This window comes from Buttiauxella sp. B2 (assembly GCF_006376615.1).
Lineage (GTDB): Bacteria > Pseudomonadota > Gammaproteobacteria > Enterobacterales > Enterobacteriaceae > Buttiauxella.
On sequence record NZ_VEXQ01000016.1, the window covers coordinates 1 to 15,468 of the forward strand.

Consider the following 15,468-nt stretch of genomic DNA (forward strand, 5'->3'; position numbering starts at 1 on the left):
GTCACGTTGTGGCGTTCAATGGCAATGGCCTGATTGCCTGCCGCATCGTGGCTGACAATCGTCACCTGCACGTTGTTTTTGCCTTCCTGCAATGGCTGGTCTTTTCCGGTCGGCAACATCACTTCGTAACGTAGCTGCCCGTTGTCGCCCATCACCACATGCCCGGTGTAATCCTTGCCCTGGACCGTCACGGTTACCGGATCCCCGACCCGCGCATCTTCGCCATCCACCTCGCCGCTTACCACCGTCGGCATGCGCGCTTCGTTGGCGTTCACCACGTTGTCGCCCGCCACTTTGCCAATCGTCAGGCTGTTATGTGCCTGGGTATCCAGCGTCACATTGAGGTGTTCAATGGCGATAGCCTGATTGCCTGCCGCATCGTGGCTGACCACCGTTACCTGCACCTCGTTTTTGCCTTCCTTCAACGGCTGGTCTTTTCCGGTAGGTAGCACCACTTCATAGCGCAACTGGCCGTTATCGCTCATCAACACCGTACCGGTGTAATCCACACCCTGCACGGTCACGGTCACCGGATCGCCAACCCGCGCATCTTCGCCATTGGCCTCACCGCTGATGAGCGTTGGCATGCGCGCTTCGTTCGCATTGACGGCGTTGTCACCCGCAACATCGCCGATAGTCAGGCTGTTATGAGCCTGGGTATCCAGCGTCACGTTGTGGTGCTCAATGGCGACGGCTTCGTTGCCCGCCACATCGTGGCTGACCACCGTCACCTGAACGTCGTTTTTACCTTCCTGTAGTGTGCTGGTTGGCACCGCCACTTCGTAGCGTAACTGGCCGTTATCGCCTATTACTACCGTGCCGGTGTAATTCACACCCTGTACGGTTACGGTGACCGCATCACCCACCTGCGCATCGCCGCCTACCGTGCCGCTGATAAACGTCGGCATCCGGGATTCGTTCGCGTTGACCACATCGTCATTAGCCACGGTAGCGATAGTGGCCGAGTTATGAATATCTAAATCGGCGTCAACATGATGAAGGCTGGTTGCGCTCGTGGTGTTACCTGCGGTATCCGTTGAGGTTACGGTGGCGCGAATATCCGGGTTATCCAGCAGACCCTGAGTCGAGACGTTGACCTGGTAACCCAAAGAGCCGTTGCCGAGATTGATGACCGTGGTGCCGTAATCATGCCCATTCACTGTCAGCGTCACGGTGTCGCCCAACTTTGCGTCGCCGCCGACTTTGCCGTGGACTAACGTTTGCGGGTTATGGGACTCGGCGATATTAATCACGTTGTCAGGCGTAACGTTATCCACACTGATCGTGTCTTTTGGACCGGTATTATCGATTTCCACCGTCACATCGCTGTGCACCGAACGACCTGTAACGTCAACCGCAGTAGCAACAACGGTAATATTGCCCTGCACCAGACGGCTTAAATCGGGTTGCGCGGACCAGTGGCCATTTTTGACCGGGACATCAAGGGTCAATGTATTATTTTGGCTATCGGTAAAGACCAGCGTGACGTGATTTTGATTGCTGGTACCGCTTATTGGAGTGTGTGGCTGTTCGTCTTTATTAACGTAACCGTCGTTACCGGCAAAATCTTCGATGCGTACCTGGGGAGGGAGAATCGGAGACGAATTTGATGAGGCGTCATTGCCCGGATCGAAGCGCACAGTATCTGTCCCCGGCGCACCTATTCCAGCGGTTTTAAAACCCGCCGTCGGATCAACCACAAGGCCAGTTAAATCTAGCTGCACCACCGTGTGACCGCCGCCACCACCTTCCAGCGAGACCGGCGCTTCATTCCCCGCCGCCGTCGCTTCTAATGCTTGTGTCGGGTCAGCACCATCGGTAATGGCTTTTTGTAGCGATGCCACATCCTGGGTATCGTGCTCAGCGCTATTAGTTGTATGCAAACCGCTATCGCCCCAGTGGCTATTGCGACCCAGATCAAGGGTTTGCCCATTCGGCAAAGAGACACTGACAGCACCGCTATCTCCTGTGACTATCTCCTCACCGTTAAAGATTCTGTCGCCTTCTTTCAGAAGACGCTGCGAGCCATCTGCCGCGACGACATAAACTTGACCTATTACCGCTCTGATCACACCGAGTAAATTGCTCACCATACCCTCTCTTGATTATCGTTGTTATTTTTATGGAAACTTGAATTTATTAAAGAATTAATAACAATACTCTCTATTTTATAATTGCCATTTTAAATGTATAAAAATACACAATTACCAGGGATTACACTTCAGGACTCAATATAGGAAATGTATAAAAATACACATTATTGCGCATTCAATTCGCATTGTTCATATTTTAATGTAGAAAAAAACACATTTACGAAAGCTATTTCCACTGAGTTCTAGCCACCGTCTAAATATAATAAAAAATGAGCAAAAGTGAAACATGATATGGTGAAACATTTATAACACTTGCGAATGAAAGCCGCTTAATTGAACACCATAGAACCTCTCATGCACATGTTAAATAGCATGATGTTATTTGTGAATATAAATACATATTGATATATGCCAGAGAACAGCCTTCAACTTAGCTCATTTGGTGTAATGAATGCCTGCAAAACAAGGGTCAGCATCGCATAAACCTATCTCAACTATGCGTTTACGACTTATGTCAGCACCACCGAAAACGATCCCACAGGCCGGACAATCGCTGAGGAAAACAAAGACACAAACTTACCTGAAGTTAAGTAGTATTGAATTAACTTAATTAATCAACCGCCACTACACTTTCGTTATTAACGATAAATATTATCGTGTTATTTAATTGGTCTTTTTATCCTACAGGATAACGGTTTCAGGACGTTCAGTTAATGAATGCATCAACCGAACATAGGGATAACGTCATCCGTTACAGAGCAAAGTGTATTACCAACCACAGTGAGTGAATTAGTTTTCATTATCGGCTCATTAGGTCAGATTATAGCGTATCGACTCATGCAAGCGAGTAAGGCAAGCCATGCCTACCATACCCGCCCCAACATAAAACTACTGCGCCACACTTAGAGCCTATCCCAATATGATTTTATTCCAGACAATGATGCCTCAGTCAAAATGCAGCATCGCCTCATAGTTTTCGACTTTTTTCCAGCGGGTCAGTATGCGACGGAAACGGTTCATCCAGCTGTGCGTTCTCTCTACCACCCAGCGATGCGCTTTAAAATCTGTCGTTCAGATGGCATCGGACACCTCTTTCCTCGACTGGATAGGCTGTAAGCCTGTCAAAAAGGGCGAGCTGGACATGAAAACATGAACTCCGGGTCGTAAAAATCAGTAAACCAAATGGCAGAGAGATTTCCCTTCTCTGAAATTGACATGGCAGGAAGACCAAGAAAAACAAGTGAATGGGAAGCACAGGTTATTTTGATAGGAAATAATCCAAAATGAATTTAACTAATTAATTTTATTTTAAACGTAATTATCCTGTGAGTTCGTCACAGAATATAAATAAGATTCGACTACCCCTTCTGTATCGGAGTTTAACTTTGAAGAAAATTGCAATCATCGCATTAGGCCTTCTTGCCCTGGCAAGCGAGCCTGGTATTGCAGGCACCCGCACCCAAATTGAATATGGCACCGTGCAAGATAGCCGTATTACTACTCAAGGAAACCAACACACTTCACGTCCACTGCGTACCGCAGGGGCAGCAGCCATTGGGGCTGCTGTTGGTAACCAATTTGGTGGCGGAAATGGTAAGACAGTCGCTACTGCTGTTGGAGCAGTTGCAGGCGCTGAAGCTTCGCGCAATCGCCAGGGTAATGAAGCGGCAAAGCAGACTGATGAGATTTTGATTAAGACCCAGGACGGAAAGTTGATTAACATTGTGCAGGATCACAAGACCAATCTGAACTTTAACAAGGGAGATAAGGTTCGTATTCTGACTACCGGTAGCGACACGGTTGTCGATAAATCACTCTAGGTCACGCTATTAATGAATGGCCAGAATCCCGGCCATTGCAATCCAGAATCCTTACTGCTCAATTGAATGGGCAATAAGCGAATCCCGGTAAGAACTCAGTATTTGACATCGCGTGCGGTGTCACGACCATCTTGTTTATTTTCGCGATGATCCTGACGGCAATCGGCATTACCAACAAGACCTTCGCGGCACTCTTGCTTGACGTCACGCGAATCTTGACGCGTGTCTTGACGCACATCACGAGCATCACGGCGCTGAGATGCCTGTTGGGTAGCCTGTGCAGGTGATAGGGTAATCAACGCAGTAGCGGCAAGCAGCATCAATACAGATTTCTTCATGGTAGATCCTCAAACAAAATAGGTGAATCACATCAGTGTGAATACCCTAAATTTAAAAACATTTCATATTTCCTTGTGACTAATCTGAAAATAGTGCGCAACGCATTACATTATTAATCAGATCAGTTGGGGTGGTATTCTTACCAAATAAACGCCGATGGGATTAATTTATTTTATTTAATAAAAAATAAAATAATTATAGCAATTGGATGTGTTGATTGCGCTGTGCTGGCGGCACATATTCAATGTGAAAAATAGGGTTATTTCACATGTTACGCATATTATGCGCAATTGATGTGCTAATAACCGTGCCATGTATTTCAGTAAAATTTGAAATGCAACAGCCACCGACTCCGGTGGTTATTAAGCATTATCAATCTGGTTGCACGAAACATGAGCGATAAGTTGCTCCTCAAACATAACAGACTATCCAGAGTGGCTACTGGCACAGAGCTTTTGAAAAAAATTAGAATTCCAAAGTAATTGGCATATAAACCCTCTGCTGATTTTAAGTAAGGCGCTGATCTTAGATTGCTTTTTAATTCTTAACGGGCCGTCTACCCATTCAGACTGTATCCCTTAATGACTCATCTGCCATTGATCATGTGATTTTTGTCTTTTACCCATTTTTTGATATCTACCTCTAAATTTAACAATATTAAAAATACATTTATCTGCTTAATTGTATGAAGTCACATTATTCATCTGTGACATTGGGATAATGCGGCAAATTCACGTAACTGGAGAAATAACATGGAGTTTTTCAGGAAAACGGTACTTGCCGCACTGGTTATTGGGTTCAGCGGCACAGCTCTTGCCTTGCCTAATGTCACTATTCTTGCGACCGGTGGGACAATTGCTGGAGGCGGTGACTCAGCAACAAAATCAAACTATACGGCAGGCAACGTTGGCGTAGATAATCTGGTCAATGCTGTTCCGCAACTGAAGGATATCGCAGTTGTGAAAGGTGAACAGGTCGTTAATATTGGTTCTCAGGATATGAACGATGCCGTTTGGTTAACACTTGCGAAGAAGATCAATACCGAGTGCGATAAAACCGATGGTTTCGTCATCACTCATGGCACTGATACGATGGAAGAAACGGCTTACTTCCTCGATTTGACCGTCAAGTGCAACAAACCCGTAGTGCTGGTGGGGGCGATGCGCCCGTCCACTTCTATGAGCGCAGATGGCCCGTTCAACCTCTATAACGCGGTATTGACTGCGGCAGATAAAACCTCTGCGAATCGCGGAGTACTGGTGGTAATGAACGATACCGTTCTCGATGGTCGCGACGTAACCAAGACCAACACAACGGATGTTGCAACCTTTAAGGCAGTTAACTCCGGCCCTCTGGGCTACATTCACAATGGTAAAATTGACTACCAGCGGATACCTGCGCGTAAGCACACAACCGCCACGCCGTTCGATGTTTCTAAACTGACTGAATTGCCGAAGGTGGGTATTGTTTATAATTACGCTAATGCATCTGATCTTCCGGCAAAAGCGCTGGTAGATGCGGGTTACGAAGGGATCGTTAGTGCGGGTGTCGGTAATGGCAACCTGTACAAAACTGTGTTCGATACTCTGGCGGCGGCTGCGCATAAAGGAATGGTTGTCGTACGTTCTTCTCGCGTACCGACTGGCTCAACCACCCAGGATGCTGAGGTTGATGATGCGAAGTACGGCTTTGTCGCTTCTGGTTCACTCAATCCACAAAAAGCGCGTGTTCTGCTGCAACTGGCACTAACACAAACCAAAGATCCTAAACAGATCCAAACGATGTTTAATCAGTATTGATCGTTTATGCCCCAGCAATGTCTGGGGCATTTTTCCATTGTTACTATAAGAGTAGCCTTTTACCGGGTCTGCCCGTCTGAAGGACATCCAGGGTATCCGCGACCAGCTTTATAGCGTGGGTATTTGCCCTTAAGATAACCACAGAAAGCGACAACCCGTTGTGAGCACAAAGAAAATGGTGTTCATTGCGGCACGATTATCAACACGTCTACGATGCCTCCCCAGCGGGTGGCTGGTTTTGTGCTCCGGGATAAAAGAAGCCATTTTTTCCCAGAGTTCATCGCTTATCTGCCACTTCCTGCCTGCCATACTTTTCTCTCAGAAATTACCGTAACGCATCATACGATGATCCCTTTTGAGATAGGCTCTTAATCACCTCTTCTGACTCTTTATGCGCATTCACCTCTTCGCGACTCAGCCACAACGGTTTGCGGCCAAATGTCTTATACATCTCCAGCTGATCGCGATAGTGCTTCGCAGGCGTACCGTCTGGGGCAACAAAGCCACTTTGTCCAGGTGCCACAACATCCCACGCCTGCACCTCATTGCCTTTAGCGCCAAAAACAATCATGTCGTTTTCGGTGCCACGGTTTTGATATTCCGCCTGGTGAACGGCTTCATCGGCATTGGCCTGCGGCACACCGAAGAAGTTATTCGCTCTGAAGGTCAGCGGCAAGGCTGGCGTTTTCCAACCCGTTGGCTTCTCGCCATAACGCTTTGAAAGCTGCTGCCAGGTCTCTTGCAGAGCATTTCTGACCAACTCATCGGGCGATTTACCGCCAAACAAATCGACAGCCTGCGGAATTGGCGAACTCGCCCCTTGCAATGCCTCATACAGAATTTTGGCACCCACACTGATGTTCATAGAACCGGTTGGGCCATCCTGCGTGGTTTCATAACCGCTGGCGCTGTACCACTTGTTAAACGGAGCAGGCACGGCCTCAACAACGGTCTGCTTTAGCATGCTGGTCAGCCAGACGTTCAAAATCGCTGAACCTGGATGCTGGTAAGTTTTGTCATCCGCATTCATGCGATTATTTCCATCCCAGGTCGCCAGAAGAGAAGCAAGCTGGCGGCGTGGATCATTGGTTGGCAACCCCTGAACTGCATGTTCAATGGATGGCAGGAACAACCGTAAATTCAGATCCTGGCGACTGGTTTTGGCAATAATGCCCCACGCCTGTTCGTGTGTGAGTTTCGGCTGAGCGTCGATAAGTTTTTTGATCTCATCAACACGATCGGCAGCGCCCCACAGGAAAGCAAAAAGATCCGATGCTGGATAACCTTCTTCTGGCGAATTGTTCCAGTTGGCGATGTAGCCCGATTTTGGATTATAGATTTGCGGGTTGTTGGCGAACGGCAAAATGCCATCCCAGTCCCATTCACCCGTTCCGGGAACCGGCAAACGCGGGTCGTGCCCAGGCTTACGTTTTGGATAGGCACCCGTATGCACATAACCGATGTTCCCTTGTTTATCAGCGTAATACCAGTTGATGGTTAAAGCCTGATTTGCGGCCTGTTTCGTCCACTGCGTCCAGTTCTTTGCCTGCATTTGATGTGTCCAGGCCAATAGTGAAGCGACCTCTTTGCCTTCCCAGGCACGGGATTTTGCATACCCGATGGAGGTTTGCGGGTCGTTTTTGATAACGTTGCCGTGAACCGTTCGATAGACAGTGTAGGAAACCGGAGCGCCATCTTTAACATTGATCGTTTCAGTGCGGCTGAGCATTTTCACCCATTGCCCCTGGTGCTGATAATAATCAGGACGTTTGGGATCAAGTTTTTCCGCGAAGATATCAACGTCATCGCCAAATCCGGCGGTCGCACCCCAGGAAATCGTGCCGTTATGCCCAAATACCAAACCGGGATAAGCGAATGGTGTGTTGCCCACCACATCGTACCCGGCACCGTGCAGACCAATGCCATAGGTGTAGGCCGGCGCATACCAACCAAACTGTGGCCCATTGACCATAATCGCTTTGGCGTCTGCCGCTTTTGTCTTCCCGATAACCCACATATTGCTGGTTGTCGGATAACCCGCCAGGCCGTTGGCCCCGCTGCGGGCAAATTGTTGTTCGATAACAGACTTATTTTGCTCATGGCTCAGCGCCAGCAATGCACCGTCATTGCCTTTCGCTAATCGCTCAAACGTCGGTGGAGTGTGGTCAAAACGAGGCAAATTATAGGCAAGCTGTGTGGCCTGATTGGTTAGTTTAAAGGGATAACGATGCTCGTCAGGCTCGATAGTCGTCGACGCAGAAGGGTTGACCAGCCACTTAATCTGGTTAAAAACACCCATTCCCTGCTTGTCACCGTATTTGTCCTTCAGCGCGTTATACAGTGCAAGGTTGTCAATTTCACTGGAGCTATCAGAGAAGCGGTTCGCCATGGTGCCGACAAAAATCATCGCCACATCAAAAGGCTGCCAGTGTTGCGGTTTAAAGCCGAGGGTTGAAAACTCTTTTGGCAGCAGTTTGCCAGGATCCGCATTCACCTTATCAATCCAGGCGTTCATGCCATCGGCATAGCCTTGCAGGATAGTTTTTTCTTCAGGGGGTAACGCTTCAATTTGGGCATGAATATTGGCAGGCCAATAGTTAAGCCGAATGTCTTTATCGAAATCGAGAAATTTGCGGCCCAGCACTTCCGCCACGGTTCCCTGGGTGCTGCGGCGCGCCATTTCCATCTGGAAAAGCCTGTCTTGTGCAACCACATAGCCATAACCGTAAAACAGGTTTCGGGTGTCGTTGGCGTAAATATGAGGAACGCCGTACTCATCGCGAATGATTTTTACATCCTTACTTTGCTCCGCTGTCGCTCCCTGCGAACTCCATAACGCTGCCACCCCTGCCATAAAGCAACTCACAATAAGGCCATTTTTATTTTTCATTGTATCCTCTTAAAGATGAAAGACTTGCAAAAGGATACTAGCAACGGTGCAGACTTTATCCATTTCACCGGGACACTTTGAGGTGAAATCGTGAGCAGGGTAACTAAATTAATCATTCATCATTTATTAAAAATAGATAAAAAACGAATCATAAAACGCGATACCAGACTCTGAGTTAAACCATTTGTGTTTATGTCGAACTTGCCTCTGGTGGGCTATATATGTGGTGAGCAAATTTACGGAAATGCACTCATGATGCGGCTAACCATGATCCTGCTTGGCGTTGATTTTCTGCGTTCTCACTGGCGCGGGTTACGCCATTTCGGCTGGGTAACGTTAATTGCTGGCGTCATAATTTTTATTGATGCGTTGGATGGTTCGCTATTTCTTCCTATTGAACCTTTCGCCTGCTTATTATTGCTCGAAGGCGGCGCAACATTGATGGTGGCGCATAGCGGCATGGGCGGCCAGCGGGTGCTACGTTACGTCAAAGGTGGAGCATTCACTCTGGCGGCGGTGCTGATTCTGGCGGGCCATCATCATGGGAATTTTGTTCTGTCGATGATCTTCGGTCTGCTGTTTTTGTTTGATGGCTCACTGCAAATCGCTTCTGCGGTGGTGGTGCGTTATCGCCGTTGGCGGCCCGCTTTATGGGCTGGAGTCGTTGAAATTGTGCTGGCTATATTCTTCTTTCAGCCGTGGCCTTCTGACTATATGGGCACGGCGCCTTACTGCCTTGGGCTTGGCCTCGCTTTTACGGGGTGGAATATGTTTATCCTCGCCAATCGTGTGAAACGGGCCGCTGAAAACCCGGGTCTTAAAGGCGCGGTTTTTATGGAAGAAACCGATAGCCTCCCCCCAGATATTGTCGAGTGGGATGGCCCACCGGATGACGATGAAAAAGCGTTGACGGTTCATGTCTGGACGCCCGCTGGCTCCGCACCAGCCGAAACTATTCCACGCCCGATAATTAGCCGTTATATCGCCGCCGTCGACCGTAACGGCGTTATCTCCACCGGGCACGCCGCGCTGGAATCACCAGGTGGAATTTACCTTAGTCTCTATCCTGCTGAGCTGATTGACCAGTCACCAGATGAGTTCGCACGCTTATTGCGTGCAACACCAGAAAACAACGTGCCAGGGCTTTTCCAGCCAGATTATGCAACAGAAGCCGCAAAATGGTGCCCGTCGACAAGAAAAGTGCGCATTCGCAATTACAGCGAAGCGCGGCTGAAAGCGTTCTGGGAAAGTTATCGTCAGAATGAGTCCTACAATTTGACGCACCGAAATTGTTCGAGCGGTGTGGCGCGAGGGCTGGAAGCGGCACTTGAAGGCTCAGTTGGCAGGCTGTGGCAGAAGCGAGGTTTCTGGATGGCAATGGGGAAATTGATGTCGACACCGGAACTATGGGTGGCGCTGCAGCTGCGCAAACGTGCTGAAACCATGGCATGGACACCAGGCCTGGTACTGGATTACGCCCGGGCACTGAGCATGCTTGCCGACCCACGCCCCACCGGTTGGTTAAATACTACCGGACGTGCATTGAACAAGATGTTCCAGCGCCGTATCGCATGGAGAAAAGGCAAAAGCGATGAGGAAAATACGCAGGATTAGCGTTAATGGCTCGCCACTTTCCGCTAATCATTACGTACTCTACCTTTTCTGCACCACATAACAAAGCGCCAGAGTGTGATCTACCCTTTCCCTTACGGTTTATGGCGTTGCTGTTATAGCCCATCGCGCTAGTATAGAAACAACGTTTCAAATCACAACTATAAGGAAACATCATGCCGTATCTGGCTTCCCCTTCCCGTTACGAAACCATGCAATACCGCCGTTGTGGTCAAAGCGGCCTGAAACTCCCCGCCCTTTCTCTTGGCCTGTGGCACAGTTTTGGTCATGTAAACACGCTCGATTCTCAGCGCGCATTGCTGCAAAAAGCCTTTGATTTGGGTATCACTCATTTTGATTTAGCAAACAACTACGGCCCACCGCCGGGATCAGCAGAAGCAAACTTTGGCCGCCTGTTGCGTGAAGATTTTGCTGCATATCGCGATGAGCTAATCGTCTCTACCAAAGCGGGCTACGACATGTGGCAAGGGCCATATGGCTCCGGTGGTTCACGTAAGTATCTGCTGGCAAGTCTGGATCAAAGCCTCAAGCGCATGGGTCTTGAATATGTCGATATCTTCTATTCGCATCGGGTAGATGAAAATACGCCGATGGAAGAAACCGCAGCCGCACTGGCACATGCAGTGCAAAGCGGTAAAGCGCTATACATTGGGATTTCGTCTTATTCCCCAGAGCGCACGCAACAAATGGCCGGCCTGCTACGCGAGTGGAAAATCCCGCTGCTTATCCACCAGCCTTCGTACAACCTGCTTAACCGTTGGGTTGATAAGAGCGGCTTGCTGGATACGCTTGAGCAAAATGGTGCGGGCTGCATCGCGTTTACCCCGTTGGCACAAGGCTTGTTGACGGGCAAATACCTGAACGGCATTCCTGATGGTTCGCGGATGCAAGTTGAAGGGAAAAAAGCGCGTGGATTAACTGAAAACATGCTGTCAGAAGCCAACCTCAATAGCTTGCGCTTACTCAACGAAATGGCTCAACAGCGCGGTCAGAGCATGGCGCAGATGGCGTTAAGCTGGCTATTGAAAGATGACCGAGTGACATCAGTTTTGATTGGTGCAAGCCGCACGGAACAACTGGAAGAGAACGTGAAGGCACTAGAGAATTTACGCTTTAGCGCTGAGGAATTAGCCGCAATTGATAAGCATGTCGCCGATGGGCAATTGAATCTTTGGCAGGCATCGTCAGATAAATAATAAAATGTGGGCTTCGCTGAATGACTCTATGAGGCCCACTATCTTAGAAATAATTTCATTTTAAGGCTACTTCGTTGCCGTTTATTCTTTGGCTGGCGCGTTGGCCTTGAGCATGAATTCCAGACTGACGTGCGTAACAGCTTACAAACATAGTGCTGGTTACCAGCAAGACCATCGTAGCCCCGCCATATGACGAATTAAATTTCGATTCGTTTGAGAGTAATCCCCGTTAAAATCCCAAATATAAATATAGGTTAATGAATAGATCAACTACCATACATTTAAACCATTTATTCATGATATATAACGTAAAATAGTATTAATACAAGGAATCGAGCAGGAAAATAAAACAGCTTAAATACGAATTGGACTCAACTCACAACTTCCAGATGGCGTGCCGTTTCGTAATGTTCAACCCAATAATTATTTGCCAAAGAGGAAATTGTCACCCCTTGGGTGCTTGAAGCATGGATAAATTGATTATCACCAACATAAACCCCGACATGGCGCATACCTGGAGATGTCTTAAAGAAGACTAAATCGCCCGGTTGAAGTTTATCTTTACTCACCTGAGACCCATTTTGTATTTGTTGGCCGGTGGTTCTTGGCAACTCTTTGTGGAAAGAATCACTGAAAATATGCTGCATTAGCGCGGAGCAATCGACACCTTTGTGCGTCGTTCCACCAAAGTGATATTGCGTACCTTTCCAGTTGGCAAATTGTGCCAATATAGCCTTTCTTACGTTATTTGATTCATAATTAGTTTTAGGCTTTATATAATCTGCTTTTTCGGAGAATATATCATGTTGGGAAAGAGACTGAACGCCTAATGATGCAAGTTCCTTTGGTATATTAAAAGCATGGGAGTTGGTGCTGATAATCAAAGGGATGATAAAAAATGATGCGGTAATGAGTTTTTTAAAACGAAGCATAAATAATATCTTTCATATACAGGCAAACAAACCATTACCGAGTCTTCAGTAATAGGACGAGCAACTCCTTTTGGTTGAACAAATAATAACCATCGAGTGAATTTTGTACAAACTATAATCAGTCCAATACTGGACTTAACCTTTTAAAGCTAAAAAAACAGACTCTTACTTGGTTAGCAACGTAGTTAGCAAGCACTCACACATTGACGAGTTCGACCACTGGGCGGCTGTAATGCGGCCATACTAGCGCCACTAGCGTTGGGTAAGCGTCATGACTGAACTCGTCAAAACACTGGCGTAAATTCAGCACTTCAATGTCGCCAAACGGTACTTTCTCACCCTCAGTACAGCGTTTTCTCAGGTTGTCGTAATAGCGGTAAATGGCGGAGTTCAAATCACTGCATCGTCTTTGCGCATTAAAAAGCTCGGGGTCTGCACTGAGTTCGTCGATGCTCATGCGTTTAATTGTTGCATGATTAAAGTCCACATATTCATGGCTTACCCGCCAATAATAGTCAGGAGTAATTTTCGATATTAACTTAGCAAAGTAATCTTCACGCTCATCACTATCTGTTAAATTTAATTTAGGGGACGCTTGTGGCATTAATTTGACTTTGGGATGTGAAATTTCGCGCATCAGCACCAATACGAGGCACATCAACAATAATATTAATACAATCGAATAAAAGATGCTGGTCATGAGGACTCCTGTTTTTTTTATAGTAATTTTGAGGCAAAATATTGTCAACGTAACACCTGATTGCCATGAACTTCACTCTGCGAATATTAAAGGACACCTAATGCTGCCCACCAACCTGGTGCCAGTGCTTTTCCCTGTCTCACAGGCTGATATTTCTTTATCAGAAGAACATAGCGCTCTAACTATAAATTCTCAGGATAATCTTTTAGCTCTCGAAAAAACGGTTCTGAGCGCCAATCACTACGCTGGGCAGGCGAAAAATACCCTACTTGAAGAAAATGACCGACATTTAAAAGAACGTTTATTTTGTGTGGTTAAAATAGAAGCAATAATGACCGTTGTGAATGAACTTATAGAGCAAGAAAAAATCAGCTCTGCCGATTTGCATATGTTAATTGAAGATATGAAATTGCAGATAAGTCATCATTTACAGGAAATATGGGTCAACCAGCTCACCCAGGAAAAAAGCTGGCCACTGTTTTATTCATTTAACGAGTAATATCAATGTCAGACGCGCAATCACTCATTCTGGAAAACACCGTTTCAACCGATGACACCGCACCTGAAAGTACGTTATTGCGTGAAAATATTGCCGCCCTGGTGCAAATTAAAAACGCCAATATCGACAACTTTGCTCAAGGCAAAATTAATATTACCTCGGCGCTGGTTGAACAAAAGTGGCATAACCGTCACCAAATTTACCCTTACCGCGTGAAAGAAGAAATTTACGGTGCAGTACTCAGTGAAATTATCACCCATCACTCAAGGCTTAAAAACGAGATCCTTGCCCGCCTCGAAGAGGTTTATCAGCAGTTGAGAAATGAGGAAGCACAAACGCTGGCGCGGACTCGTGCTCTGTTGGAAAACAACTACAAAACACCCCATTTGTAAGACGTTACGTGCGCTCCCAAATATCACCTTCGGTAATAATTTCGGTCACATCATTGCGCTCACCGATCCGCACCTCACTCACGCGATCAAATTTGCTCTTGTCGAGTAACAGTAATGACTGTGCAGATCGTTTGAGCAGCGTGGTTTTAAACTCTGCATTCCAACTACGCGTGTCCCACAATGTTCCGTGGCAGTCCAGGCCTTCGCAGGAAAAAAGGAACAGGTCGATATCCAGAGATTTGAGATGAACCGCAAGAGGCGCATTGATATAGCAGGCATATTTTCGCTGGAGCAGCCCGCCAGTGCTAATAAGCTGGATATGCTCGCGCCTGGTTAACTCATGGCAAATACGTTCGCTGTTGGTAAAGACGGTAAGTGGAATATCGGGGAGTAAACGGGCCAAATACCAGCAAGTTGAACTGGCATCCAGTGCTATCACCATGCCCGGCACAATCCAGGCGAGTGCTCGATGGGCAATTTCAGCTTTGCTATTAAGATGGCTTTTCAGGCGAGAAGTAAAAGGATCACCACTTTCATCTGCACCACTGTTTATGCGCTTTGCTTTCCCGTGCTGGCGTACAATTTTCCCCTGTTTTTGCAGCATACGCAGATCGCGACGCACGGTTTCCTGGCTCACTTCAAGTAAATGAGCCAGCTGTTGTGTGGTCAGATTGTTGTACTGTTCGACAAGTTGAACCAGTTCCTGATGGCGTGCGATTTTCATTATCATGTCTCCCGGCGTTGCCAGGATATTAGGGGGTGACCCCCTTCTTTAACAAGATGTTGCCGTACTTCGCCCGCTCCCCTGTGATGACGATCGCAAAGGCTTGTTGGGCGCGTTCATAAAATGCAAAACGATCTATGCGCTCAATCGCAGGCCCATGCTCATCTTTAAATAATGCCTGGCGATAGCGTTGCTCTACCTGGCTATCCAGTTCATCACCACTGACCGGAGCCATCATCACTAACGGCGGTGCGTAGCTGTCTAACTCAAAAAGTGGGATTACGGCGGCCAGCAAATCACTGACCAGTAACCCATCTGCACGGATGACCTGCGGGCCGATACTGTGGGCAGGAAAATGTGCATCGGCAAAAATAATTTCATCTCCGTGCCCCATTTCAGCGAGTATTTTTAGCAGATCTGGAGAGATAAGCGGCGAGATGTTTTTTAGCATT

13 protein-coding genes and 2 pseudogenes are annotated in these 15,468 nt (G+C 47.4%); 6 read left to right on the forward strand and 9 right to left on the reverse strand.

Translation table 11 applies throughout. From position 1 onward, the window contains the following. On the reverse strand, positions 1-2,093 hold a 2,093-nt coding region (locus FH968_RS16575; protein ID WP_223271331.1), incomplete at its 3' end, for a retention module-containing protein. Between the two features lie 945 nt (positions 2,094-3,038). Next, positions 3,039-3,155, reverse strand: a pseudogene (locus tag FH968_RS16580) (IS5/IS1182 family transposase); the annotation flags it as partial. A gap of 323 nt (positions 3,156-3,478) precedes the next feature. On the opposite strand from FH968_RS16580, the gene FH968_RS16585 reads away from it, so the two are divergent. Next, positions 3,479-3,913 carry a glycine zipper 2TM domain-containing protein gene (locus FH968_RS16585; protein WP_139881550.1) on the forward strand — a complete coding sequence of 145 codons (435 nt, stop codon included), beginning with the start codon at positions 3,479-3,481 and terminating at the stop codon, positions 3,911-3,913. 95 nt (positions 3,914-4,008) lie between these two features. On the opposite strand, the gene FH968_RS16590 is transcribed toward FH968_RS16585, so the two are convergent. Then, positions 4,009-4,251 (reverse strand): hypothetical protein, encoded by a 243-nt coding sequence (locus FH968_RS16590; RefSeq protein ID WP_139881552.1) that lies wholly within the window; start codon positions 4,249-4,251, stop codon positions 4,009-4,011. 753 nt (positions 4,252-5,004) lie between these two features. On the opposite strand from FH968_RS16590, the gene ansB reads away from it, so the two are divergent. Then, positions 5,005-6,051 carry an L-asparaginase 2 gene (gene ansB, locus FH968_RS16595; protein ID WP_139881554.1) on the forward strand — a complete coding sequence of 349 codons (1,047 nt, stop codon included), beginning with the start codon at positions 5,005-5,007 and terminating at the stop codon, positions 6,049-6,051. A gap of 144 nt (positions 6,052-6,195) precedes the next feature. Here the strand turns inward: ansB and FH968_RS16600 are convergent. Next, positions 6,196-6,360 (reverse strand): annotated as a pseudogene (locus FH968_RS16600) (transposase); the annotation flags it as partial. A 16-nt stretch (positions 6,361-6,376) separates the two neighbouring features. Further along, the gene (locus FH968_RS16605) at positions 6,377-8,941 is read right to left on the reverse strand and encodes a penicillin G acylase (RefSeq protein WP_139881556.1); all 2,565 of its coding nucleotides are present in this window, start codon (positions 8,939-8,941) and stop codon (positions 6,377-6,379) included. Positions 8,942-9,193: 252 nt separating this feature from the next. Here FH968_RS16605 and FH968_RS16610 point away from each other — a divergent pair, with 252 nt between their 5' ends. Together FH968_RS16610 and FH968_RS16615 are read left to right on the forward strand one after the other, a co-directional pair. Next, positions 9,194-10,555, forward strand: a complete 1,362-nt coding sequence (locus FH968_RS16610; RefSeq protein ID WP_139881558.1) for an HdeD family acid-resistance protein — start codon at positions 9,194-9,196, stop codon at positions 10,553-10,555. Positions 10,556-10,728: 173 nt separating this feature from the next. Continuing rightward, positions 10,729-11,769: an aldo/keto reductase gene (locus FH968_RS16615; RefSeq protein ID WP_139881560.1), complete on the forward strand. Its 1,041-nt coding sequence runs from the start codon at positions 10,729-10,731 to the stop codon at positions 11,767-11,769. Between the two features lie 371 nt (positions 11,770-12,140). On the opposite strand, the gene FH968_RS16620 is transcribed toward FH968_RS16615, so the two are convergent. Beyond that, the gene (locus FH968_RS16620; RefSeq protein WP_139881563.1) at positions 12,141-12,701 is read right to left on the reverse strand and encodes an NlpC/P60 family protein; all 561 of its coding nucleotides are present in this window, start codon (positions 12,699-12,701) and stop codon (positions 12,141-12,143) included. A 196-nt stretch (positions 12,702-12,897) separates the two neighbouring features. After that, positions 12,898-13,401 (reverse strand): ESA_00282 family adhesion-associated protein, encoded by a 504-nt coding sequence (locus tag FH968_RS16625; RefSeq protein ID WP_139881565.1) that lies wholly within the window; start codon positions 13,399-13,401, stop codon positions 12,898-12,900. Positions 13,402-13,501: 100 nt separating this feature from the next. Here FH968_RS16625 and FH968_RS16630 point away from each other — a divergent pair, with 100 nt between their 5' ends. Further along, complete coding sequence (locus FH968_RS16630; RefSeq protein WP_139881567.1) at positions 13,502-13,900, forward strand: hypothetical protein; 399 nt, start codon at positions 13,502-13,504, stop codon at positions 13,898-13,900. A gap of 5 nt (positions 13,901-13,905) precedes the next feature. Next, positions 13,906-14,292, forward strand: coding sequence for a cytoplasmic protein (locus tag FH968_RS16635; protein WP_139881569.1), 387 nt, complete (start codon positions 13,906-13,908; stop codon positions 14,290-14,292). 4 nt (positions 14,293-14,296) lie between these two features. On the opposite strand, the gene fucR is transcribed toward FH968_RS16635, so the two are convergent. Continuing rightward, positions 14,297-15,016, reverse strand: coding sequence for an L-fucose operon activator (gene fucR, locus FH968_RS16640; RefSeq protein WP_139881571.1), 720 nt, complete (start codon positions 15,014-15,016; stop codon positions 14,297-14,299). Between the two features lie 28 nt (positions 15,017-15,044). Continuing rightward, entirely contained in the window at positions 15,045-15,467 is a 423-nt protein-coding gene (gene fucU, locus FH968_RS16645; RefSeq protein ID WP_139881573.1) for an L-fucose mutarotase, read from the reverse strand. Position 15,468 lies beyond the last annotated feature (1 nt).